General features: G+C 70.1%; 19 protein-coding genes. 14 read left to right on the forward strand and 5 right to left on the reverse strand.

Annotated features, from left to right (window positions below; genetic code table 11):
- The first annotated feature begins 773 nt into the window (after positions 1-773).
- The 4 genes from GO999_RS24050 (at position 774) to GO999_RS24065 (ending at position 4,869) form a co-directional block, all read left to right on the forward strand.
- Entirely contained in the window at positions 774-1,118 is a 345-nt protein-coding gene (locus GO999_RS24050; protein WP_231674248.1) for a hypothetical protein, read from the forward strand.
- Positions 1,119-1,213: 95 nt separating this feature from the next.
- Complete coding sequence (locus GO999_RS24055; protein WP_011003722.1) at positions 1,214-1,888, forward strand: DUF1345 domain-containing protein; 675 nt, start codon at positions 1,214-1,216, stop codon at positions 1,886-1,888.
- A complete protein-coding gene (locus GO999_RS24060) occupies positions 1,885-2,910 on the forward strand; it encodes an AI-2E family transporter (protein ID WP_064047936.1) in 1,026 nt (341 codons plus the stop codon). Before GO999_RS24055 ends, GO999_RS24060 begins: the two co-directional genes overlap by 4 nt.
- Before the next feature lie 723 nt (positions 2,911-3,633).
- Positions 3,634-4,869 (forward strand): MFS transporter, encoded by a 1,236-nt coding sequence (locus GO999_RS24065; protein WP_071013170.1) that lies wholly within the window; start codon positions 3,634-3,636, stop codon positions 4,867-4,869.
- A 4-nt stretch (positions 4,870-4,873) separates the two neighbouring features.
- On the opposite strand, the gene GO999_RS24070 is transcribed toward GO999_RS24065, so the two are convergent.
- From GO999_RS24070 to GO999_RS24080, 3 genes are all read right to left on the reverse strand, one after another.
- Positions 4,874-5,314, reverse strand: a complete 441-nt coding sequence (locus GO999_RS24070; protein ID WP_019719126.1) for a ParB N-terminal domain-containing protein — start codon at positions 5,312-5,314, stop codon at positions 4,874-4,876.
- A gap of 148 nt (positions 5,315-5,462) precedes the next feature.
- The gene (locus GO999_RS24075; RefSeq protein ID WP_064478317.1) at positions 5,463-7,703 is read right to left on the reverse strand and encodes a TonB-dependent receptor; all 2,241 of its coding nucleotides are present in this window, start codon (positions 7,701-7,703) and stop codon (positions 5,463-5,465) included.
- A gap of 65 nt (positions 7,704-7,768) precedes the next feature.
- Positions 7,769-7,993 carry a hypothetical protein gene (locus tag GO999_RS24080; RefSeq protein WP_152551846.1) on the reverse strand — a complete coding sequence of 75 codons (225 nt, stop codon included), beginning with the start codon at positions 7,991-7,993 and terminating at the stop codon, positions 7,769-7,771.
- Here GO999_RS24080 and GO999_RS24085 point away from each other — a divergent pair.
- From GO999_RS24085 to GO999_RS24130, 10 genes are all read left to right on the forward strand, one after another.
- Complete coding sequence (locus tag GO999_RS24085; protein ID WP_043876817.1) at positions 7,986-8,576, forward strand: RNA polymerase sigma factor; 591 nt, start codon at positions 7,986-7,988, stop codon at positions 8,574-8,576. The genes GO999_RS24080 and GO999_RS24085 overlap by 8 nt on opposite strands.
- Before the next feature lie 155 nt (positions 8,577-8,731).
- Entirely contained in the window at positions 8,732-11,197 is a 2,466-nt protein-coding gene (locus GO999_RS24090) for a TonB-dependent receptor (RefSeq protein ID WP_211906978.1), read from the forward strand.
- A 97-nt stretch (positions 11,198-11,294) separates the two neighbouring features.
- Complete coding sequence (sbnA, locus tag GO999_RS24095; RefSeq protein WP_021154935.1) at positions 11,295-12,311, forward strand: 2,3-diaminopropionate biosynthesis protein SbnA; 1,017 nt, start codon at positions 11,295-11,297, stop codon at positions 12,309-12,311.
- Between the two features lie 2 nt (positions 12,312-12,313).
- Complete coding sequence (gene sbnB / locus GO999_RS24100) at positions 12,314-13,336, forward strand: 2,3-diaminopropionate biosynthesis protein SbnB (protein ID WP_071013176.1); 1,023 nt, start codon at positions 12,314-12,316, stop codon at positions 13,334-13,336.
- Positions 13,333-15,222 (forward strand): IucA/IucC family protein, encoded by a 1,890-nt coding sequence (locus GO999_RS24105; RefSeq protein ID WP_211906979.1) that lies wholly within the window; start codon positions 13,333-13,335, stop codon positions 15,220-15,222. Before sbnB ends, GO999_RS24105 begins: the two co-directional genes overlap by 4 nt.
- Positions 15,219-16,436: an MFS transporter gene (locus GO999_RS24110; protein WP_020829777.1), complete on the forward strand. Its 1,218-nt coding sequence runs from the start codon at positions 15,219-15,221 to the stop codon at positions 16,434-16,436. Before GO999_RS24105 ends, GO999_RS24110 begins: the two co-directional genes overlap by 4 nt.
- 5 nt (positions 16,437-16,441) lie before the next feature.
- Positions 16,442-18,277: an IucA/IucC family protein gene (locus tag GO999_RS24115; protein WP_023470097.1), complete on the forward strand. Its 1,836-nt coding sequence runs from the start codon at positions 16,442-16,444 to the stop codon at positions 18,275-18,277.
- Positions 18,274-20,043 carry an IucA/IucC family protein gene (locus GO999_RS24120; protein ID WP_064047938.1) on the forward strand — a complete coding sequence of 590 codons (1,770 nt, stop codon included), beginning with the start codon at positions 18,274-18,276 and terminating at the stop codon, positions 20,041-20,043. The genes GO999_RS24115 and GO999_RS24120 overlap by 4 nt, the downstream gene beginning before the upstream one ends.
- A complete protein-coding gene (locus GO999_RS24125; RefSeq protein WP_211906980.1) occupies positions 20,040-20,843 on the forward strand; it encodes an HpcH/HpaI aldolase family protein in 804 nt (267 codons plus the stop codon). Before GO999_RS24120 ends, GO999_RS24125 begins: the two co-directional genes overlap by 4 nt.
- Positions 20,828-22,069, forward strand: a complete 1,242-nt coding sequence (locus GO999_RS24130; protein WP_016724682.1) for a type III PLP-dependent enzyme — start codon at positions 20,828-20,830, stop codon at positions 22,067-22,069. The genes GO999_RS24125 and GO999_RS24130 overlap by 16 nt, the downstream gene beginning before the upstream one ends.
- Positions 22,070-22,171: 102 nt before the next feature.
- On the opposite strand, the gene GO999_RS24135 is transcribed toward GO999_RS24130, so the two are convergent.
- Both GO999_RS24135 and GO999_RS24140 read right to left on the reverse strand, forming a co-directional pair.
- Complete coding sequence (locus GO999_RS24135; protein ID WP_020829772.1) at positions 22,172-22,846, reverse strand: phosphoribosyltransferase; 675 nt, start codon at positions 22,844-22,846, stop codon at positions 22,172-22,174.
- Positions 22,847-22,872: 26 nt separating this feature from the next.
- On the reverse strand, positions 22,873-23,433 hold the full coding sequence (locus GO999_RS24140) for an HdeD family acid-resistance protein (RefSeq protein WP_021154933.1): 561 nt from the start codon (positions 23,431-23,433) through the stop codon (positions 22,873-22,875).
- Positions 23,434-23,670: the final 237 nt, after the last annotated feature.

Raw genomic sequence — 23,670 nt, forward strand, 5'->3', positions numbered from 1 at the left:
TGCACCTCCCTCTGCGATGGCTGCACAGTCAGGGGTGCGTCCGGTTGATGCCGGATCTGGATTGGCTACGTGGGCGTCGACGTCGAAGTCGGCGATGCAAGCGTGGCTCGCACCGCCGTGTCCCGGTCAGCCCTCGTCCCCCCCTTTCCTCGACGGGCGGCGGTTGCGGCGCCGCCCGTTTGCGGTATCAGCACTATATGTGGCGAACCGGGAAAGGCAACGCGAACGGATTTAACTCTGATTTTTCGCGATGTATTTGTGAGATCAATGAAGCGGATGCCTAATTCGCGCGTTTGCACGGGGCCGCGCAGACGTGCTTGGCACGGCACCGGAGGGCTGCGCGGCGGTGCGCTTCCCTCCATTTGAGGCCGTGATGTCGGGTGCACGGCAGGGGGCGGCAACCCAAACCCAACCCATGTCCACGTCGCGTCGCATCCTCGGCGGTCGCGCGGATCGGCGTGCCGTTGCATGCCGTCGTGGCGCGCGATCGGCAAGCCGCATCGCCCGGCCGGCACCGGGCGCATCCTGGTGCTGACCTGCGGTGGGGGCAGCGTTGGCATCGTCCACGCATCCGCGCGCTTGCGCCGGCGGCTCCGGATGCCGACGCGGCCGGACGGCGATGTCTCGATGGCGCAGGCGGATTGGCCGGCGCGGGCGCCGGGCACTTGCCTGCCCGGGGCAACGCGAGGCGCCTCGCGGCAGCGCGCGCGGCCATGCGGACTGAACCTGCGGTGACCCTGGACGTCTGATCGTATTTGCCACGGAGTGTCCCGATGATGCCTGTCTGCCCGATCCATTGCCCGCAGACCCGAACGCCACGGCAGGCGCGGCGGCCGCATCCGGTGCGGGCGGCTTCGATGGTCGTGGCGGCGGTGCTGGCGGCCGGCTGTGCCACGGTCACGCCCGGTCCGTTCCAGATCACCGTGCGCGATGCGGACGACTCGGTGCTGGAGCAGTTCCAGTTCCAGGCGGGTTCGCAGGCCTCGCTGGAGAGTGCGATGATCGGGATGTGCCGCGTGTATCCCGATGCCACCGTGGTGGCCGAGCAGTTGCAGACGCATGAGCAGCTGCACGAGCGCTGCAAGCGTTCCCTGGCGTCCATGCTGTCGGCTTCCTGAGCGGGCAGGGTGCCCGGCATCGCCGGCGCGGGCGGCTACCATGTCGGCTTGGTGGCCGGCACGCCCGGCCAGGACACACGCCAGGGAGAACGCACGTGAAGGAACAGGTGGAACCCGTCGAGCCGACGGCGGTGCAGCGCTTCATCGCCACGCGCCCGCGCCTGCTGGCCGCGCTGATGCTGGGCGCGGTGGCGGGTATCCTCGCGCCGATCGAGAGCAGCCGGCTGACGCGCATCCTGCTGGGCTGGGATGTGGCGGTCTGGACCTACCTGGTGCTGGCCGGCGCGATGATGTTGCGGGCCAACCCGCGCCGCATCCAGGCCGTCGCCCGCCGCGAGGACGAGCGGGCCGCGGCGGTGCTGGCGGCCGTGTGCGTGGGCGTGATCGCCAGCATGGTGGCGATCGTCTTCGAGCTGGCGACGGCCAAGTCCGCCGGGCACGCGCAGGCCGTGCACTACGCCTTCACGGGCGTGACGGTGCTGGGCGCATGGTTGATGGTGCCGATGATGTTCACCGTGCACTACGCGCACCTGTACTACCGCACCGACGGCGAGCCGCCGCTGAAATTCCCCGACGAGCAGATCGCGCCCGATTACTGGGATTTCCTCTACTTCTCCTTTACCATCGCGGTCGCCAGCCAGACGGCGGACGTCAGCATCCGCTCGCGCGCGATGCGGCGCGCGGTGCTGGGGCAATCGCTGCTGTCGTTCTTTTTCAATACGAGCATCCTCGCGCTCTCCATCAATATCGCCGCGGGCCTCTTCTCATGACCAAGCTTCCCCAACCCCTGCCTTCGCGCACCATCGATACCGCCAGCTACGTGCTGGTGGCCGCCATGATCGCGGCCGTGCTGTGGCTGCACCTGCTGTCGGCGGCCATTGCCGGCTTCCTCGTCTATGCGCTGGCGCGCCGGCTGGAGGCGCGCCTGCATGCGCGGCGTGTGCTGTCTCAGCGGGCCAAGTCGATCGCCGTGATCGGCGTGTTCCTGATCGCCGCGCTGATCCTCGGGGGGATCGGCCTGGGCATCGGCCGGCTGGTGGAGCACGGCCACGGCCTCGACGGCATGCTGCTGCGCATCGCCGATGTGCTCGACCATCTGCGCGACTCGCTGCCGCCGACCTTTGCCGATTACGTTCCGCAGTCGGTCAGCGAGCTGCGGGCACGGCTGGTCGAGATGCTCAAGGAGCATGGCCGCCAGGTCTCGACGCTCGGCATCGACGGCCTGCGGGCGAGCGCGATGGCGCTGGTGGGGCTGATCCTGGGCGCCATGGTGGCGTGGTCGGAGGCGCCCGATCCGGCGGGCAGCAAGCCTCTGTCGGCGGCACTGCTGCGCCGGCTGGGCCGGCTGGAGACGGCCTTCGAGGCGGTGGTGTTCGCCCAGGTCAAGATCTCCGCGCTCAACACCGTGCTGGCCGTCATCTACCTGATGGGCGTGCTGCCGGCGCTCGGTCTGCATGTGCCGTATTCCAAGTCGCTGGTGCTGCTGACCTTCGTGGCCGGGCTGATCCCGGTGGCGGGCAACCTGATCTCCAACACGGCCATCGTCCTGATGAGCGTGGCGGTGTCGCTGGAGCTGGCGCTGGCGTCGCTGGCGTTCCTGGTGATCGTGCACAAGCTGGAATACTTCGTGAACGCGCGCATCATCGGCAGCCGCATCGATGCGCGCGCCTGGGAGCTGATCCTGGCGCTGATCGTGATGGAGGCGCTGTTCGGCGTGGGCGGTGTGATTGCCGCGCCGGTGCTGTACGCCTATCTGAAGCGCGAGCTGTCGGACGCCGGGCTGATCGGCTGACGGCCGGTGGGCAGGTGAGGCCGCCAGCGCGCTTGCGCTGGCGGTGTCGGCAGAAAAGAGCGCGCCCTACGGGACGATGGGCGCGCAATAACTCGCTGACCGAGAGACGTCAGCGAGCCGAGGGCCGGTACGCGGGATGCGGTGCCTGGGGCGGTGGGCGTGTCGCGTCGCGCGCCGTGTCCGCTGCTTCGGCAATCACGAAGCAGCCGGTCATGCGGCCAGCGAGCGGCGCCTGGTGGACGTGGTCTCCCATCGCGCGGCGGATCGTTCCCGGTGATACAACATGCATGCTCCCCTCCCGCGGACTGGCCGGCGTGCGCGTCTGTTGCGCGTGTCGCCGGCTCGGGATGCGGATCGGCGCGCGTCGCACGTTCCATGCGGGCATCGTTTCCGTCCGCTCGCCTGCATCGTGCAATGGCGTGTGCGGCGATCCATGCAGCCGAGTATAGAAAGCGTCTCCTGACGGACCCATGCTCCGAACGGACGAGCCCGGCCGACGAAAATGACTAACGGGTCTGCTGCCTGCCGAGGCAGGTGTCATGCGGGTTTGCGGGAGACCGGCGGTTTTTTTCGGGCAGCGATGCGGGCCTTCGCCGGCTCGTTTGCCCAATCAGCAAATTGTCCGCTTCGCGCTAATCATTGTCGAATTTGCGGCATCACGCCTGCCCCGTTCCGGCGCATGATGGAGCGCGTTCCGCTTCTCCTTCCCTCTGTCTCGACACCATGGACACCACCGCAAACGGCACGGCCACCGCGCAGGCGCGCGCTCAGGCCGGGACGACCGGCTTCGGCGTGATCGGCGCCATCAGCTTCGCCCACTTCCTCAACGACATGATGCAGTCGTTGATCCTGGCGATCTATCCGCTGCTCAAGGGCAACTTCCATCTCGACTTCACGCAGATCGGCCTGATTACGCTGACCTACCAGATCACCGCCTCGCTGCTGCAGCCGATGGTCGGGCTGTACACCGACCGGCACCCGAAGCCGTATTCGCTGCCGGTGGGCATGGGCTTCACGCTGGTGGGGCTGCTGCTGATGTCGGTCGCGCCCAATTTCGGCACGCTGCTGCTGGCGGCGGCGCTGGTGGGCACGGGCTCGTCGATCTTCCATCCGGAATCGTCGCGGGTGGCGCGCATGGCTTCGGGCGGCCGGCATGGGCTGGCGCAGTCGCTGTTCCAGGTGGGCGGCAACGTGGGCAGCGCGATGGGGCCGCTGCTTGCCGCGGCGGTCATCATGCCGTACGGCCAGCACAGCCTGGCGTGGTTCTCGATTGCCGCGCTCGTCGCCATGGTCGTGCTGTACCACGTGGGCGGCTGGTACAGGCGCGAGCGCGCCGCCGGGCAGGGCCGCAAGGCCGGGGCGCGCGCGCATGCCGCCGCGCGCCTGCCGGCGGGCAAGGTGGTGACGGCGATGCTGCTGCTGGTGGTGCTGCTGTTCTCCAAGTACTTCTACCTGGCCAGCCTGAACAGCTATTACACGTTCTACCTGATCAGCAAGTTCCACCTGTCGGCGCAGGCGTCGCAGCTGTTCCTGTTCCTCTTCCTGTTCTCGGTGGCGGCGGGCACCATCGCCGGCGGCCCGATCGGCGACCGCTTCGGCCGCAAGGTCGTGATCTGGGTGTCGATCCTGGGCGTCGCGCCGTTCACGCTGCTGCTGCCGCATGCCAACCTGTTCTGGACCGCCGTGCTGACGGTCGTGATCGGGCTGGTGCTGGCCTCGGCGTTCTCGGCCATCCTGGTCTACGCGCAGGAGCTGATTCCCGGCCAGGTGGGGATGGTGTCGGGGCTGTTCTTCGGCTTCGCCTTCGGGCTGGGCGGCATCGGCGCCGCGGTGCTCGGCAGGCTGGCCGACGCGACCGGTATCGACCACGTCTACCACCTGTGCTCGTTCCTGCCGCTGATCGGCCTGCTGACGGTGTTCCTGCCCGACATCGAGCGCCGCCGCGCCCAGCCGGCCTGAGCCGCTACGCCAGGGCGGCGACCCGCGCGCCGTGCGTGGCGCCCAGCACTGTCAGCGGGATCTCCGTGCCGGGCAGCGCGGGCGCGAAGCGGTGGCGTGTCGTTTTGTACGGGAACAGGCGCCGCTGCGCCACGATGCGCTGCCGGATGCTGGCGACGCTGAACGGCGCGCCCGACTCCCAGTGCGTGACCGACACGCGCGGGTCGGCGTAATCCAGCAGCACGCATGGCAGGTGGTGCAGCCCCAGCAGCGCGGCCGCGCGGATGCGGTGGTTGCCGTCCATCACGATGCCGGTGTCGCGCTCGATCGGGATCGGCGTGGTCCACAGGCCGGTGGCGCGGATGGCGTCGGCCAGGCGGCGGACATGATCGGCGTCCACTTCTTCGGACGGCATGAAAAACGCGGTGGGCCGCAGCGCCACGCAGTATGCAAGGTCAGCCTGCATCGGCCATCTCCTGTGCGAGGTTTGCGAAGGGATCGGCCAGCGCGCCGGTTGCCCCGATGCGGCCGGTGCGCGAGCGGCGCGCGGCGGGGATCGGCGTGCTGGGGTGAGTCGATGAAACAGGGCGGTGCCTGCCCGGCGCCGGCGCGGTTCAGAAATCCACCGCAGCCGACAGCAGCACCGTGCGCGGCGCGCCCAGCGAAATGGTCCCGAACGACGCCACGCCCGACCAGTACTTGCGGTCGAGCACGTTCAGCACGGTGGCGCGGAAGGTGGTGGACTTGCCCTGCAGCCTGGTGGTGTAGCGCGCGCCCACGTCCACCGTGGTCCACGACGGCACCGACTGCGTGTTGGCCTGGTTGATGTATTCCTTGGCTGTGTAGGTGACGCTGCCGTTCAGCGCCAGGCCGGGCATCCATGGCAGGTCCCATTCGGCGCCGGCATTGGCCATCAGGCCCGGCACGCCCACCGGACGGTTGCCGACCGTGGCGGCGCTGTTGGTCTTGGTCAGCACGGCGTCGAGCACGGTCACGCCGCCCAGCAGCCGCACGCCCCTGACCGGCTCGCCGGACAGGTTCAGTTCCACGCCGCGGTTGCGCTGCTCGCCGTCCACGCCATAGACGGTGCCGGTCAGCTGGCCGCTGGGCTTGGTGATCTGGAACACGGCGAGCGTGGCCAGCAGGCCGTTGCGGTCCACCTTGACGCCGGCCTCGTACTGCCGGGTCTTGTACGGCGCGAAGACCTGGCCCGCGTTCGATGCCGTGGTCGGGGCGATGTCGCCCTTGCTCAGCCCCTCGATGTAGTTGGCGTACAGCGAGACGTCGCCCCGCCAGGGCTTGATGACGATGCCCGCCATCGGCGTCACCGCGCGCTTGTCGTACGAAGCCGTGACGGCACCGGTGCTGGCGCTGAAGTTGTCGGAGTTGACCTGCTGCTGCCGCAGTCCGAGCGTCAGCTGTAGGCGATCGTCGAGCACGCCCATCGTATCGGCCAGGGCCACGCCGGAGAGCTGCGACGACGAGGTCTTCGGCACCGCGGCCGGCGCGGCGATGAACGGCTCGGGCGCGCTCACCGGCGCATAGAGGTTCGACAGGATCGCCGTGCCCATGTTGCTGGCCGTGGCGATGCGATCGTGATAGGTGCTGGCCTGCAGCGCCAGGGCGTGCCTGACCGGGCCGGTGTCGACGCGCGCGCGCACGCCGGCGTCGGCGCTCAGGCGGTTGACCTGGAACTTGTAGTAGCCCGGCGTCGACCGGGTGTTGCCCGCCGCGTCGAGGAGGGTCGGGGTCTGGTCCGACAGCCGGCCGATGCGGGTCTGCGAGCCGCCCGCGTCGGCGAACACGGTGACGCGGTCGGAGACGTCGTATTCCGCATGCGCCAGCGCCGACTGTCCGTCCGATTTCCACCAGCCCCACGGCTGCGAGACGTTGCGACGCCCATCCGCCGCCGAAGGCATGGCCACGCCGGCGGCCAGCAGGAAGGGGCGCGTGGGCGCATCCACCGCTTCGTGCTGCGTGATGACGTCGAGCGAGGCGCGCAGGCGGTCGCCCTGGTAGTCGAGCGACAGCGCGCCGATGTCGGTGCGCGAGCGCTGGTGGTCGAGCGGGGTCTTGCCCTGGCGGGCCACGCCGTTGAAGCGGATGCCGAACGCCCGCCCTTGGCCGAAGCGCCGGCTCAGGTCGATGTGGCCGCCCAGCTGCAGGTCGGAGGCGTAGGTTGCCGTGAAGCGGGTCAGGTCTTGCGGTAGCGCGCGCTTGGGCACGATGTTGACCACCCCGCCCACGCCGCTGTTGGGCGACATGCCGTAGAGCAGCGCGGCCGGCCCCTTGATGACTTCGACGCGCTCCACGTACTCCGGAAAGACGTGGTAGTTGGGCGCGACACCGTAGACGCCGTCGAACGCCACCTCGCTCAGGTTGCCTTCGCCGACGGGGAAGCCGCGGATGTAGAAGGAGTCCGTCACGCCGCCGGTCTGGCCGGTGAAGCGTACCGACGCATCCTTGTTCAGCACGTCGGCCAGCGTGGTGGCCTGCTGGTCTTCCATGCGCCTGGCGGTGGTGGTGCTGACGCTGAAGGGCGTGTCCATGGTGTCCTGGTTGCCGAGCAGGCCCACGCGGGCGCCGCGCGCGGTCTGCCCGCCTGCGTACGGGCGCAGCGGGTCGTCGGAGGTGCGGCCGGTCGCCACCGTTTCCGGCAGCTGGATGGCCTGCTCGGCGGTCTCCGTGGCCGACTTGGACACGCTCTGCGCGAAGGCGGGCAGCCCGAGCCCGGAGGTCAGCACGCCCGCGAACGCCATGCGCGCGGTCAGGGCCAGCGGCCGGAACGGTGCCCCGGACCCGCGGGCAGGTAGCGGCATGGCCGAGGCGGGCTTGCGGCGAAGCGAGGACAACATGAAACGGGCTCCAGGTGCGTTGGGTTGCAATCAGGCCTGCACAATAGTACAAATGAGAATTATTCTCAATAATTCTCATGGAAGGCGTGGGTGCATGGCGCGCCGGGCTGGCGATCTGGCGGCTTTTGATCGGAGTTGCGTGATCTTCCTGCTGGAAAACCTGCATTGGGCGGCAAATCCCCATGACTGCCGATGGTTTCCATGCGAGTTGACAGCTGCAAAAATGAAACTCGATAATGAGAATCATTCTTGATAAAGGCAGCTAAAGCTCGCTCATCCCGGATGACCATGACCGGTCCGCATTGCGATTCCGCCTGTTCCTCGTTGATGACTGCCTTCGTCGATCATTACGAGGAGCTGGTCGATCATGTCCGGCACCGTTTCGGTGACCGGGCGTTCGCCCGCGATGTCGTCCAGGATGTCTGCGTGCAACTGCTGCACCGCCCGCCGGCGGAGCCGATCTGTACGCCGCTGGCGTTCCTGCGGCATCTGTCGATCCATCGGGCGATCGATCGCTGGCGCAGCGACGAAACGTACGCCGCGTACGCGGAGCAGGCCGGGCAGGTCGCGCCCGATACCGACGATGTCGATGGCGAGCGGGTGGTGGCCTCCCGCCAGGCCGTCCACCAGGTCGAGCAGGCCATCGGCGGCCTGCCGGCGCGCTGCCGCGAGGTGTTCATCCTGCACAAGCTGCACGACCTGTCGCAGGACGAAGTCGCGGTGCGGCTGTGCATTTCACGCAATATGGTCGCCAAGCATCTGGCCCGCGCGATGCTGGCGATGGATCCCATCTCTCCCGCGCTCCGCATGCCGAAACGGCGGGCGCCGATGTTGACCGCGTATTCCAGCGGTCCCGATCCCTGCGGGCCCTGATATTGCGCATCCTGATCGCCGGTGCCGGCACGGTGCCATGGCATGGCGCATCTCCCCGGTGACCTTAAGAAATCCTTTCTTCGGCAGGTCAACAAAACCACCGCGTCAAACGGCAAGCCTCATGAAACCAATCCATTCTGATAAGGAGTTGCGGCATGAGCGGTACTGGGCGCCACTGGGGGGTGGGGCATTTCGTGTGTGTGGCAGTTGCAGGCGGCTGCGTGTCGACCGTTGCCTGGGGGCAGGGGGCGACGGTGCCGATCGACATTCCGGCGCAACGGCTGGACCGTGCGCTGACTGCGCTCGCACAGCAATCCGGCGTACCAATCCAGTTTGCCGATGCGCTTGCCGGGCAGCGGACCGCGCAGGCGGTGCAGGGCCGGATGGCGGTCTCCGATGCGCTCGAGCGGCTGCTCGCGGGCTCGGGGCTGCGGGCCCGGTCGACCGGGGCGAACGCGTTCACGGTCGAAGCGCAGGCGCAGGACGTGCCGGCCAAGGCTGCCGCGGACGGGCCGAAGGCGCCGGCCGTGGCTGAACTCGAGGCCACCGTGGTGTCCACCGACCGCACGCGCAGCGACCTCGTCCGGCCGACCCGCCAGGTCACGCAGATCAGCCACGAAGAGCTGGGCGACCTGCAGGTCGGCTCGGGCACCCTGGCGACGGCGCTGAGCAAAGTGGTGCCCGGCATGGCCGATTCCAGCCACACGATCACCGACTACGGACAGACGCTGCGCGGCCGCGGCACGCTGGTGCTGCTCGACGGCATGCCGCTCAATACCAACCGGGATTCCGCGCGCAACCTGGCCAGCCTCGACCCGAACAACATCGAACGGATCGAAGTGCTGCGCGGCAGCAGCGCGCTCTACGGCAGCGGGGCCACGGGCGGCATCGTGTCGATCACGACCCGGCCGGCCGGGGGCGAGCCGCGCGCCGAGACGACCGTCTCGATGACCTCGCCGTTGTCGCATCCCGGCGCCGCGGGCCTGGGCGGCGCGGTGCAGCAGTATGTGGCCGGCAGCAAGGGGCCGGTCGATTACGAATTCAATGTCGGCACACAGCATGTCGGCGGCTCCTACGACGCCCGCGGCCACCGCATCGCGCCGGAGCCCAGCCAGGGCGATCTGTTCGATTCGAACATCTACAGCATCGGCGGCAAGCTCGGGCTGCGCATCGATCCGAACCAGCGCGTGGTGTTCTCGGCCAGCCACTACGACGCGAAGCAGGACACCGACTACGCGAGCGATCCGTCGGTCGCGCGGCTGCCGGCGGGCTCGGCCGTGGCGCGCGCGATCAATGGACTGCAACTGGCCGACCAGAACCGCATCAAGAACACGCTGCTCAACCTGCAATACGAGAACAAGGATGTGTTCGGCAGCCAGGTGGGCGCCCAGTTCTACTACCGCGACTACTTCAGCCGGTTCGCGCCGTTCGATGCGCGCGCCGTGTCGACGCGCGGCAACAATGTCGACCAGGTGATGCAGGACAGCAAGGTCTTCGGCAGCCGGCTGACCGTGACCACGCCGCTCGACAAGGACGCGCGCACGAAGCTGCTGTGGGGCGCGGACTTCAACCAGGAACGCAGCGACATGCCCGACGACATCTTCTCGCCGACGGCCTATGACGCGAGCGGCGGCCTGGTCTACCGGAAGATCGGCACGGTGACCTACCTGCCGCCGCTGACCACGCGCAGCGTCGGCGGATTCGGCCAGCTGCAGCACAAGTTCAACGATCGCTGGTCGGCGGAGGCCGGGGTGCGCTACGAACACGCGAGCGCGAGCTTCGACAGCTTCGTGCCGCTGTCGCAATCGCGGCTGGCGCAGAAGTACACGGTGCCCGGCGGCGAGACGGGCTTCGGCGCCTGGCTGTTCAACGCCGGCGTCACGTACGCGCCGGTGCGCGGGCAGGAGGTCTACGCGTCGTTCAGCCAGGGGTTCCAGCTGCCGGATGTCGGGCTGCAGCTGCGCAACGCCACGGCGGGCTTCAACATCAATTCGTCGAGCCTCGAGCCCGTGAAGACCAACAATTACGAGATCGGCTGGCGCGGCAATCTCGGCAGCCACGCACGCGGGACGCTGGCGCTGTTCTACACGACCTCGGAACTGGGCGACGTGCAGAGCTTCAACAACGGCCTGATCCTGACCCGCACCGCCGAGCGGATCGCCGGCGTGGAGGCCGGCGTCGACTACGCGACCGACGATGAGAAGTGGGGCGCGGGCGGCACGGTGACCTACATGGAGGGGCGCGAGCGTCCGCAGGGCGCGGCGAACTTCCAGAACATGACGGGCTACCGCATTCCGCCGCTGAAGCTGACCGGCTATCTCGAATACCGGCCGAACGCGCGCTGGAGCAATCGCCTGCAGGCGACGTTCTACGCGGCGCGCGACTATCGCCTGAACGGCAGGACGAGCTTCGGGCGGATCGACGTGGCCAGCTACACGACGATCGACCTGATCTCGACCTACCAAGTCACCAAGAAGGACAAGGTGCGGGTGGGCATCGAGAACCTGCTGAACCGCTATTACCTGCCGCTGTACAGCCAGCTGATGCGCAACAGCAATAACACCAGCCGCCTGCCCGCCGCGGGCGCGGTCTTGACGGTGAGCTACACCCACCGCTGGTAACGGCACACGGCGCCCGAGGGGGCGTCGTGCGGCCTAAGTATGGAATGAGACGCATTCTCATTCCAAATTGATGGATCGCCACGACAAGGAGGCAAGCATGATCGCGAAAAGCATCGTCGACTGCATTGGCGGCACCCCGCTCGTGCAGCTCGCCCGCCTGTACGACGGCCGCAAGGCCGAGGTGTTCGCCAAGCTGGAAATGCTGAACCCGGCCGGCAGCATCAAGGACCGGCCGGCCCGCTACATCATCGAGCGCGGATTGGCCGAGGGTTCGATCGCGCCGGGCACGCACATCATCGAAAGCTCCTCGGGGAACCTCGCCATCGCGCTGGCGATGGTGTGCCGGATCAAGGGACTGCGCTTCACGGCGGTGGTCGATCCGAAGATCTCCCCGACCAACCTGAAGATCCTGCGCTGCTACGGCGCCGGCATCGAGCGCGTGACCCGCAAGGACAGCCAGGGCGGCTACCTGGAGACGCGCATCGAGCGTGTCCGGCAGATGCTGGCGAGCGAGCCGGGCGCGGTGTGGATCAACCAGTACGGCAATCCGCGCAACTGGGAAAGCCACTTCCACGGCGAAGGCGATGAGATCGCGCGCGCGCTCGACCGGCCGGCCGACATGCTGGTGCTGGGTGTCAGCACGTCGGGCACCGTGCTCGGCATTGCCCGGCGCCTGCGCCGCGAGTGGCCGGGGCTCAAGGTGGTCGCGGTCGATGCGGTGGGCTCGGTGCTGTTCGGCGCCAAGCCGGGCCCGCGCGAGCTGCCCGGCATCGGCGCGAGCCGGGTGCCCGAGCTGCTGTGCCGCGACGACATCGACGACGTCATCCATGTCGACGACTACGACGCGGCCATGGGCTGCCGGCGCCTGCTCGAACGCGAAGGCATCTTCGCGGGCGGATCGTCGGGCGCCGTCGTGGTCGCCATCGATCGCCTGCTGGCGCGCGCCACGCGGCCGCTGCGCATCGTCACACTGCTGCCCGATCGCGGCGAGCGTTATCTCGACAGCGTCTACGACGACGAGTGGCTCGCGCGCATCGCTGCATCCCGGGCGGGCGGCGCCGTTTCCGCCGCCTCGCCGTCTCTCCACGTCCCATCCCTTGAAGAGGTGCTCTGAACATGACCCATCCAGCCGATACCACCGGTCTGCTTTACCTTGGCCGCCAGGACCTGGTCGCCCTCGGCGGCGACCGCTCGCAGCCTTACGTCGACGCGATCACCGAAGGGCTCGCCCTGCATGCGAAGGACGACTTCGTGCAGCCGCTCAAGCCGTACCTGCGCTGGCCCGGCGCCGACCACATCGCCGACCGCATCATCGCGATGCCGTGCTATGTCGGCGGCGAGAAGCCGATCGCGGGGCTGAAGTGGATCGGTAGCCGCCAGCACAATCCGTCGCGCTTCCAGCTCGAACGCGCGAGCGCCGTGATCGTGCTCAACGACGCCGACACCAACTATCCCGTCGCCATCATGGAAGGCGGCCTGATCAGCGGCATGCGCACGGCCGCGATCAGCGCGGTCGCGACGCGGCACCTGGCGCGCGAGGGCTTCACCGACGTCGCCTGCATCGGCTGCGGCCCGATCGCGCGGATGCAGATGCAGACGCTGATCGAGCAGTTCCCCGGCATCCGCCGCATCCATCTCTTCGATGTGTCCCGGGACGCGATGCGCGCGTTCGGCGATGCGCTCACGGCGCGGTTCCCGCAAGTGGCGTGCGAAGCGGCCGACAGCGCGGAGCAGGCCGTGCGCGCGGCCGACGTGATCGTCACCTGCACCGTCACCGATTCGCCCTATCTCGAATACGACTGGCTGCGGCGCGGGGCCTTCGTCTGCAACGTGTCGATCATGGACGTGCACAAGGAGGTCTACGAGAAGGCCGACAAGGTGGTCGTCGACGACTGGGATCAGTCGAACCGCGAAAAGAAGGTCATCAACCAGCTGGTGCTCGAAGGCCGCTTCAGCCGCGAGCGCCTGCATGCCGAACTGGGCGAGATCGTGATCGGCGAACGCCCCGGGCGCGAGAACGACGACGAGATCATCCTGCTCAACCCGATGGGCATGGCGATCGACGACATGGTCTGCGCGCGCCATTTCTATCAGCTTGCCGCGCGGGCCGGTGTCGGCACGCGGCTGCCGCTGCTATGACGCACGTCGAGGAGCGACCGGAGGCCCCGGACACCGCCGCCGAGGGGCCGGCCGGGTTTGCGGACCGCATCGACCGGGTACTCGCGCAGGACCTGCTCGACGCGCTCTGGCTGGAGGACCTGTACGGATTCCGTGGTCGGGCGACGTGGCGCACCGATGCGGCGGGCGAGGCCGTGCTGTCGGTGCCGGTGGCCGACGGTGCCGCGCTGCGGTGGCGCGGGGCGCGGCTGTCGGGCATGCGCGCGCTGCGGTTGTCGCAGGACGGCGCGGCCGTGGCGCTGCAACACGCCGCGACGTGCCGCCCGCTGCGCGCCGTGCAGACGCTCGATGCCCTGCAGCATGCGCCCTGGTGGCCGGCGTACAGCGAGCGCCTGGCGCAGCAGCTCGCGGTTGCGCAGCATCAGATGGCCCGCACCTTCGCGGCCGAGGCGGCACTGCTGGCGCGCGTGGCCGCCGCGCCGCGCAGCCTGGCCGCGTGGGAGGCCGTCTGCTGCCTGCGCGACCGGCCGTTCCATCCGCTCGCGCGCGCGAAGGTCTGGCCGGACCTGCCGGGCGAGGCGTTCGAGGTGGAGTCCGGACGCAGTGTCCCGCTGCATTGGGTGGCGGTGGCGCGCGACGCGCTGTTCTCGGGCGACGGCGCGGCCGGCGCGGACGAGGGCCGGTACGCGGCGCAGCCCGTCGCGGCGGCGCTGCTGAGCGAGGACGACTACGACGGGCTGGCCCGGCGCGCCGTCGAGCGCTGTACCGACCCCGCGGCGCTCTGGCTGCCGGTGCATCCGTGGCAGTGGCGCTATCTGCAGCGCAACCGCGTGGCGCTGGCGCTGCAGTGCGTGGATCTGGGCAGCGGGCCGGGCGCGGCGATGCCGACCGCATCGCTGCGCACGCTGAGCGTGGCGGACGGCGAGCGCCTGCACCTGAAGCTCGCGCTGAACGTGCAGGCGCTCGGGGCGGCGCGCACCTTGCCGCCGCGCTATCTGCGCAACGGCGTGCTGGCCGAGCGCTGCCTGGAGGCGCTGCGCGCGCGCGATGCCTGGCTCGGCGCGCACCTCGCGTTGTGCGGCGAGGGCGCGTGGTGGGCGCTGGGCAACGCCGCCTCGCTGATCGAGTCGCAGGGCGAGCTGGCCTGCATGCTGCGGCATTACCCCGCGCACGACGGCTGGCTGCTGCCGATGGCCGCCTGCGCGGCGGTGACGCTCGACGGCCGCCTGCCTGCACTCGAGGCGCTGTGCGGCGACCCTGCGTTGCAGACGTTGGCCGGGTCGGTGCCGGACGCACCCGCGGAGCGTGCGTGGCGCGTGTTCGGCCGGATCGCGCACCTGCTGATCGAACTCGGGCTGCGCTGCTTCGCGCATGGCGTGATGCCGGAACTGCACGGGCAGAACGTCATGCTGCGCATCGGCGCGGATGGCCTGCAGGGGCTGGTCCTGCGCGACCACGACACGCTGCGCATCTGCCCCGTGCTGATGGCGGCGGCCGGTGTCGAGGCGCCCGACTACGCGATCGACCGGAGCACGCCGAACACGCTGATCCTCGACGCGCCCGAGGCGCTGCTGGCGTACTTCCAGACCCTGGCCGTCGAAGTCAACCTGTACGCGATCCTGGCCGCGCTCGCCGAGCGCTACGGCACCGACGAGTCCATCGGCTGGCGCATCGTCGGGCGGACGCTGCGCGAAAGCGTGGACCTCGTCTTCGGCGAGGGTGGGGCCGCGGCGCTGCAAGGCTGCGTCGCGCAGGCGCTGTTCGACGCGCCGCAGTGGCCGTTCAAGCAGATCCTGGCTCCGCTGGCCGCCCGCGCTTCGATCGGCACCGGCATGCCGAGCGGCCTCGGCACGATCGCCAATCCGTTGCGGCAAGAGGCGCCGCCGCAGGAGGTGCCGCGCCGATGACCTTCCGCCCGAACCTTGCCGTCGTCACGCTGATCGGCTGCCAGGCCGTGATCACGCTGGGCCTGATGGTGCTGGTGCCGATCATGCCGTTCTTTCTGCGCGACCTGATGGGCGGTGGCGTTGCCGCCGCCGATGCGGTGCGCTGGACCAGCATCGCGCTCGCCGCGCCCGGCGTCGGCGCGCTGCTGTGCGCGCCGTTTGCCGGACGGTGGTGCGAGCGCTTCGGCTACCGGCGCGCGCTGCTGCTGGCGCTGTCGCTGTTCGTGGCGAGCATGGCGATGATGGCGCTGTCGCGCGGCCTCGCGATGTTCATCGCCGGGCGCCTGCTGCAGGGCGCGAGCACTGTCGGCGTGATCGTGACCGCGTTCATCGCGCGCGTCAGCGATCCGGCCGGCCGGGGGCGCGCGCTGGGCTGGCAGGAGTCGGCGGTGGCCGCCGGCGCGCTTGCCGGGCCGGTGCTCGGCGGCGTGCTGCAGGATGTCTGGTCGGTGCGTCCGCTGCTGCTGGCCGTGGCCGTCTGTACCGGATGCGCGGTGCTGGGGCTGGCCCTCAGCCTGCGCGAGCCCGCGGCGCCGGCCACGCACGAGGCCTCGCCCGAGGCCGGCGACGGGCCGTCCGCCCGCGGCCTGCTCGCCGATCCGGCGTTCGTGCGCTGGCTGATGGCGGGCGCGCTGACGCAGGCCGGCGCGTTCGCGCTCGTGAATGTGTTCGCGCTGTTTGTCGAGGCGCGCTTTGCGGGCATGGCCGCGCTGGCCAGCAAGGTGGGCGTGCTGCACGCGCTCGGGTGGTGCGCGACGCTGGTCGCCGGGCCGCTGTGGGGGGCCTGGAACGACCGCCGCGATCCGGCGCGCCAGTTTGCCGGCGCGGCGCTCGCGTGCGCCCTGGCGCTCGCGCTGATGCCGTGGGCTGCCCATCTGTGGCAGATCGGCCTGCTGCGTGTCTTGCAGGGGGCCTGCTACGCGGCGCTCGCGCAGTCGATGCTGCTGATCTGCTGTCGCGCCGCGCCGCCCGCGCTCCAGGGCCGGGCGACCGTGATCGCGAAAAGCGCGATGACGCTCGGGCAATTGCTCGGGCCGCTCGCCGTGCTCGTTGTTCTCCCGTTCACCGGACCTGCCGCGACGCTGTGGCTGACGGCGGCGATGTTCATCGCTGCCGCGGCCATCGCGCGGCCGAGGCTGGTGGTGCGTTTCTCTCCCGTATCCGATCCGAGGTGAGTGCCATGACGTTTTCTTCCACGCAGCGCGGCTCGCCCGTGCGAGACGCCGCCCTTCACGTGCCGCAGGCATCCCGCGCGATGCACCGCGTCGATGCGCCGGCCGGCCGCGACCGATTGCCGGCGCTCGATCGCCGGCTGCTCGAACAGTACTTCAACACGTATTGCCGCGAAACGGGCCGCTTCGATCCGCGCGTGACGGACGATGCCGGCCTGGCCGACGACCTGCGCCGCGCCGCGCAGGCCTGGCGCGACGAAGGCCATGCCGTTGCCTGCGTGGCGTTTGCGCACGACGGCAGCCGGCTGTATGTGGCGATCGAGCGGTTTTCGCCGATGGGGTTCCACCGGCTCGCGCCTTATGCGGCACTGCAGCTGGCCGACGGCAGCGTGACGGCCTGCGACAGCCCCGAGGCGCTGACCGCGCGCATCGCCGGGGCGCTCGCGTTCCGCCAGCCGCCCGCCGATGCGGCATGGCCGCAGCGCTTCGCCGCGCTGATGCGCAACAGCATCGAGCGCGTGCGCTACTACCACGACCACGCGCCGCGCCGCGAGCAGCCCGCCACGCCGTTCGTCGGCGCGGAGCAGGCGCTGCTGTTCGGCCATGTCTTCCATGTCACGTCCAAGGCGTCGGAGGGCTTCAGCGAGAACGACATGCAGGCCTACGCTCCGGAGCTGGGCGCGTCGTTCCGCCTGCACTACTTCGCGGTGTCGAGCCGCTTGTTCGACGCGCGCACGATCGACGCATCGCAGCCGCCGATCGATCCCGAGGCGATGCATGCGGCCACGGCGCTGCTCGGCGACAGCGAATACCGGCTGCTGCCGTGTCACCCGTGGCAAGCCGGCCATCTGCTGCGGCAGGCCGTGATCCAGTCGCTGATCGCGCGGCGCGAGCTGATCTCGCTCGGCGCGCTGGGTGAGGTCGTGTGGCCGACGTCGTCGGTGCGCACGGTGTGGCTGCCCCGGCAGCGGCAATTCCTGAAGCTGTCGCTCGACGTGCGGATCACGAACTTCGTACGCAACAACCCGCCCGAGCAGGTTGCCCGCGCGCTCGACGCGAGCCGGTACCTCGCGGCGTTGCCGGCCGCGTGCCGGTCGTCGGAGGCCTTCGAGATCCTGCTCGATGCCGGCAGCGCGTCGCTGGCGGTGGGCGATGAAGCGCTGCGCGCCAGCACCACGGTCGTCTATCGCCAGGCGATGCGCGACGCGGTGGGCGACGATGCGCGCGTGCTGGCCACCGTGCTCGAAGCGCCGGCGAGCGGCGCGGCGCCGCTGCAAGCCCTGCTGCAGGAAGCCCTGGGCCAGGCGCCGTCGTTCGAGCGGCTCGCCGCCTGGTGGACGCGCTACCTCGATGTCACGCTGATGCCGCTGCTGCGTCTGTTCGCGTGCCACGGCGTCAGTCTCGAGGCGCATCTGCAGAACGCGATGGTGGCCTTCCGGGCCGGCTGGCCGGTGCGCGGCTACGTGCGCGACATGGAAGGCGCCAGCATCAGCCGCACGCGCTGCGCACGGCCTGAGCTGCTCGCGCAACAGAGCCCCGCGCTCTACGACGACGAGGCCGCATGGAAGCGCTTCCGCTACTACGTGCTGGTCAACCATATCGGCCATGTCATCGCGAGCATTGCCCGCACCGGCGCTTGCGACGAAGCCGCGCTCTGGCGCGTGACCGCGCAGGTCTGGGCGCGCGATGCCGAGCCCGCCGTGGCCGCGCTGCTGGACGACGTGCGGCGCCGGCCGACACTGCCCGCCAAGGCGAACATGCTGAGCTGCTTCGGCGGCCACGGCGAGGCGCCTGCCTGGGTCGAGATTCCCAACCCGCTTGCCGACGAGGAGCACCGCGCATGACACCCACCGAATTCGATGCGCTGCTCGACAGCGGCGCCTATCGCGACGCGGCACAGCGCGTCGTCCGCCAACTGCTCGAAGCGCTGCTGTTCGAGGGGGCGCTGCCGGACGTCGCGTGGTCGGGCGACGTGCTGTCGATTGCCGGCACGCGCGAGGACGGCGCACCGCTGGTCTACCGTTGCCGCGCGCGCCGCACCGTCTCGTTCGGCCGCATCCGCATCGTGTCGCCGGTACGGCGCATCTGCGGCTCGCAGGAATCGGACGCCGACGATGTCGCGCGCGTCGTGGCCGAACTCGGCGCCCAGTTGGGGGCCGATCCGCTGCGGCTCGCGCAGTTCAGCGCGGAGCTGCTGGCCACGCACATCAAGGACGCGCAGACGCGGGCCGCGCAGGCCGGCCATCTGCTGCGCGAGGCCGGCTACGACGCGATCGAGGCGGGCCTGACCGGCGCGCATCCCTATCACCCCGGCTACAAATCCCGCATGGGATTCACGCTGGACGACAACCGCCGCTACGCGCCCGAATGCGCGTCGGGTGTCACGCCGCTGCTGCTGGCCGCGCGGCGCGATCGCTGCCGCTGGAGCGCGAGCCGCGATGTCGGGCAGGGTGAGCCGCGGCATCTGCTGTCGGCCTCCGAACAGGCTGCGTTCGATGCGCGGCTCGCGCAGCTGGGGCTCGATCCGGCGGACTATCTGCCGCTGCCGGTGCATCCGTGGCAATGGGAGGCGCTGGTCGAGACGGCCTATCACACGGCATTCGCCCGCCGCGAGCTGGTGCCGATCGGCATGCTGTCCGAGCGCTACGCGCCGCAGCAGTCGATCCGCACGCTCGCCAACACCGGCCGGCGCGATGCGCCTTCGCTCAAGCTGGCGATGAGCCTGGTCAACACCTCGACCTCGCGCGTGCTCGCGCCGCACACGGTGCGCAACGCCGCCCTGATGAGCGACTGGCTCGCCGACCTTGCCGAGCGCACCGACTGGCCCGCGCCGCTCGCGCGCCCGGTCTTCCTCAAAGAGATCGCGGGCGTCGGCTATGTGCCGCAGACGCCCGTCGCGGGGCAGTACGGCGCGCTGGCCTGCATCTGGCGCGAAAGCGTGCATCGCCACCTGCGCGCGGGCGAGGCGGCGCTGCCCGTGACCGCCATCACGCACGTCGATGCCGACGGCCGGCCGCTGGTCGCCGATTGGGTCGCCCGCCACGGTGTGCAGGCGTGGGTGCGCCGGTTGGTCGAGCGGGTCTGGCTGCCGGTGCTGCACATGCTGTGGCGCAACGGCACCGCGCTCGAGTCGCACGCGCAGAACATGGTGCTGCTGCACGTGGACGGCCTGCCCGAACGGGTTGCCCTGAAGGACTTCCACGACGGGGTGCGCTACTCCCGCCGCTGGCTGCGGGTCGCGCCGCCGGCGCTCGAAGGCCCGCCTGCCGAGCACGCGCGCGTCAATCCCAATTCGTTCATCGAGACCGACGATGCCGACGAGCTGCGCGACTTCACCGGCGACGCGCTGTTCTTCGTCAACCTGGCGGAGATCGCCTGGTTCTTCGCCTGCCATTTCGGGCTCGACGAAACCGCCTTCTGGGAGATCGCCGCGGGCGCGATCCGCGACTACCAGGCGAACTGTCCGGACCTCGCGGACAGCTTCGCCCGCTTCGACTGCTTCGCGCCGACGATGCAGATCGAGTTGCTGGCCAGCCGGCGCTTCCTGCCGGAGATCCGGCTGCGCACGCGCGCCGCGAACAACCCGCTGGCCCAGATGGAGTACGCATGAGCGCGCCGCAGTCGCTCAAGGCCCGGCTGCGGCAGGCGGAAGGCCGGCCGCTGGTCGGGCTGTTCTGCTCGACGCCCGCGCCGCTGATGGTCGAACTGATCGCGGCGGCCGGCTACGACTTTGTCGTGATCGACCTGGAGCACACGCTGCTCGACGGCGCCGCGCTGACGGCCATGCTGCTCGCCGCGCGCGCCGGCGGCATGGCGGCGCTGGTGCGGGTCGCCGCGCCCTTCCAGATCGTGCAGGTGCTGGATGCCGGAGCGCAGGGCGTGGTCATCCCGCGTGTCCGCTCGGTCGAGGAGGCGCGTGAGGCGGTCGCGGCCGCCCATCACGCGCCGCTCGGCCGGCGCGGGCTGAATGCGATCTGCGCGAGCCGCTTCGGCCGCGACGACCTGGCCCGGACAGTTGCGCGGGCGGCGGCGGACACGCTGGTTGTCGCGATGATCGAAGACCGCGCGGGGCTCGATGCACTGGATGCCATTGCCGCCGTCGATGGCGTCGACGTGCTGCTCGGCGGCGCGGCGGACCTGTCGCAGGACCTGGGCATGCCCTGGCAGACCGGGCACGCCGACGTGCGCGCGGCGATCGCGCGGGTGGCCGCCGCCGCGCGCCGCCACGGCAAGGTGTTCTGCGCCCTGCCGCGCCATCCCGACGACATCGCGGACATGCATCGCACGGGCGTGCGCCTGGCGATTGCCGGCGACGACCGCGGCATTGCGCGTCGCGCGATGGCCGCGCAATTGCAGGCGCTTTTGCCTGATCTCGAACACGAAGGAGCCGCCCGATGCACCGGGAACTGATCGAACGCTATCTCCAGGGCGCGACCTCGCCCGTCTGCGCCTATCTCTACGACCTCGACCACTTGCGCGAGCGGGCCGCGCGGCTCAGCGCGATGCTGCCGCCCGGCTGCGAGCTGTTCTACGCGATCAAGGCCAACAGCGATGCGCCCGTGCTGGCCGCGCTCGATGGCGCGGTGGCCGGCTACGAGGTCGCCTCGCTCGGCGAGGTAGTGCGCGCGCGCGAAGTCGGCGCGCAGGCGCGGATCGTCTTCGGCGGCCCCGGCAAGACCGACGATGAGCTGCAGGGCGCGCTCGAACGCGGGGTCGAACTGATCCACGTCGAAAGCGAGTTGCAACTGCGCAGGCTCGACGCGATTGCGTGCCGGATGGGGCGGCGCGCCCGCGTGCTGCTGCGCGTCAACCCCAACCCGCTGTCGGCGGATGCCGTGGGCAAGCGTGCGCAAGGTACGCTGACCATGGGCGGCCAGCCGACGCAATTCGGCATCGAAGAGGACGCGGTGCCCGATCTGATCCGCCTGGCGCGGACCTTGCCGGGCGTCGAGGTGGTCGGCCTGCATCTGCATGCCTTGTCCAACAACCTCGATGCCGAGTCGCATCTCGCGCTGATGCGCCACTACCTTTCTCTGGCGCTGCGCTTGCGCCGCGAGCACGGGTTGACGCTCGACACGCTGAACGTCGGCGGCGGCATCGGTGTGGACTACGCGGATCCGTCCCATGCATTCGACTGGCGGCGGTTCTGCGATGGGCTCGGGGTGCTGCTCGCCGAGGCCGGCGCCGGCTGCCGGATCGTGTTCGAGTGCGGGCGTTTCATCGCGGCCGACTGCGGCTATTACGTCACCGAGGTGGTGGACCTCAAGCGCAATCACGGCCAGTGGTTCGCCGTGCTGCGCGGCGGCACGCATCATTTCAGGCTGCCGGCATCGTGGCAGCACAATCATCCGTTCGTGATCCTGCCGAATGCGCGATGGGACTACCCGTTCGAGCGGCCATCGGTGCAGGCGCAGGCGGTCACGCTGTGCGGCGAGCTGTGTACGCCGAAGGACGTGCTGGCGCGCGACGTCGTGGTGGACCGCCTGCGCGTCGGCGACCGCATTGTGTTTCAGCTGGCGGGCGCCTACGGCTGGCACATCTCGCACCATGACTTCCTGAGCCATCCGCATCCCGAGCGTCGCTTCGTGGGGGCGTTGCATGCGGCGAGCGATGCGCGCCTGGAAGTCGCTGCATAGCGCCTGGGGCATGCGTGGCCCGTCGTGGTTGTCGCGCGAGTGGTTGCCGGGCGCAGCGGCGCGGATGGCGCGGCGCGCAGCAAGGCGGCCCGGACCGCGGCGCTAGGGGGCGCGGCAGTCGGCCAGCAGGGCGATGACCTCATCATCGCCGGTCTGCTCGAAGTCGCGGTAGTACAGGCCGACGGCGCGGAACAGGTCGGAGGGGGGCGTGAGCAGACAGACGCTTTCGTCGGCCTGCCCGCGCAGCATGAGCCAGGCATCGTCCGGTGCGACCGGCACGGCGAGCACCAGCCTGGCTGGGTGCGCACGCCGCACGGCGGCCAGCGCGGCGCGCATGGTGGCGCCGGTCGCCACGCCGTCATCGGTGACGATGACCGTCGCGTCGGCCAGCGAGCCGGCCTGTGGCGGCTGCATCGCGCCGTAGCGGACGCGGCGGCGTTCGAGTTCGTCCCGCTCGTCGGCCACGGCCCGGTCCAGATAGGCCTGGAGCGGGCCGGCCGCGTGCAGCAGCATCGTGTTCCATTCGATGTAGGGCGGCACGCCGGCGCCGCAATCGGCGATGGCCCCCAGTGCCAGTTCGGGTTGGCCCGGCGCGCCGATCTTGCGCACCAGCACGATGTCCAGCGCCGCATCCAGCGCCTGCGCGATCGCATGGCCCACCGGCACGCCACCGCGCGGCAGCGCCAGCACGATGCGCGGCGGGGGCAGGTCCAGTACCGCCAGCGCGGCGGCCAGTTGCCTGCCCGCGTCGGTCCGGTCGCGGAAGTCGGCGGACATGGCCGGGCACTCCGGATGCGCTCGGGCTACGCGAAGGCGCGGGCCGAGCCGCTGCGCGCCCACCTGCGGATGCGCAGCGCGGCGCCGACCAGCGCGGCGCCCCAGACCAGCGCCCACGCGCCGATCCACCACAGCACCGCCAGCGCCCCGGCCTGCGGCTGCCACAACAGCCAGATCGACAGCAGCACGCTGAGCACGCCCGACGCGATCAGCCACCACTCGCCGCTCAGCGCTTCGCGCAGGCGTACCGCCACGACGATCTGCAGCACCCCGTGGGCCAGCAGCCACGCCGCGATGTAGAACAGCAGGGCCAGCGCCGTGACGGCCGGGCTGAGCAGCGTCAGCGTGCCCACCGCCACGCCCAGCAGGCCCTGCAGCAGCAGCGGCCAGCGGTCCGGCGCGGCGCGATGGTTGCCGAGCGCGGTCACCAGCAGCAGGGCGCCCTCGACCAGCGCATAGGCCCCGAATACGAGGATCAGGACAGCCAGCGTCGCGGCCGGCACCACGAACGCCCCGGTGCCGATCACGATGGCGCAGAGTCCGCGCAGGGCCAGCACCCACCACAGTTTGGAAAGCGCATGCAGCATCCGTGAGCCTCCTTGAAGCGACCTGCCGTGAAACGAAAAGCGATCGCGCACCGGCCCGGCGTGCGATCGCTGCTGTCTTCAAGGTAGTGCAAGATGCCGAACCCCTCAATCGCATGACGGCTGCAGAGGCGGGATGCGTCACTTTCCCGTGACGGGCATGTTGGTGTGTGCGCTGGTCGTTGCCTCGCTTGCCGCGGCCTCAGGCCGTGCCGTCCGGGTGTGCGGATCGGCTTGCGT

This window comes from Ralstonia nicotianae (assembly GCF_018243235.1).
GTDB classification, from domain to species: Bacteria; Pseudomonadota; Gammaproteobacteria; order Burkholderiales; family Burkholderiaceae; genus Ralstonia; species Ralstonia nicotianae.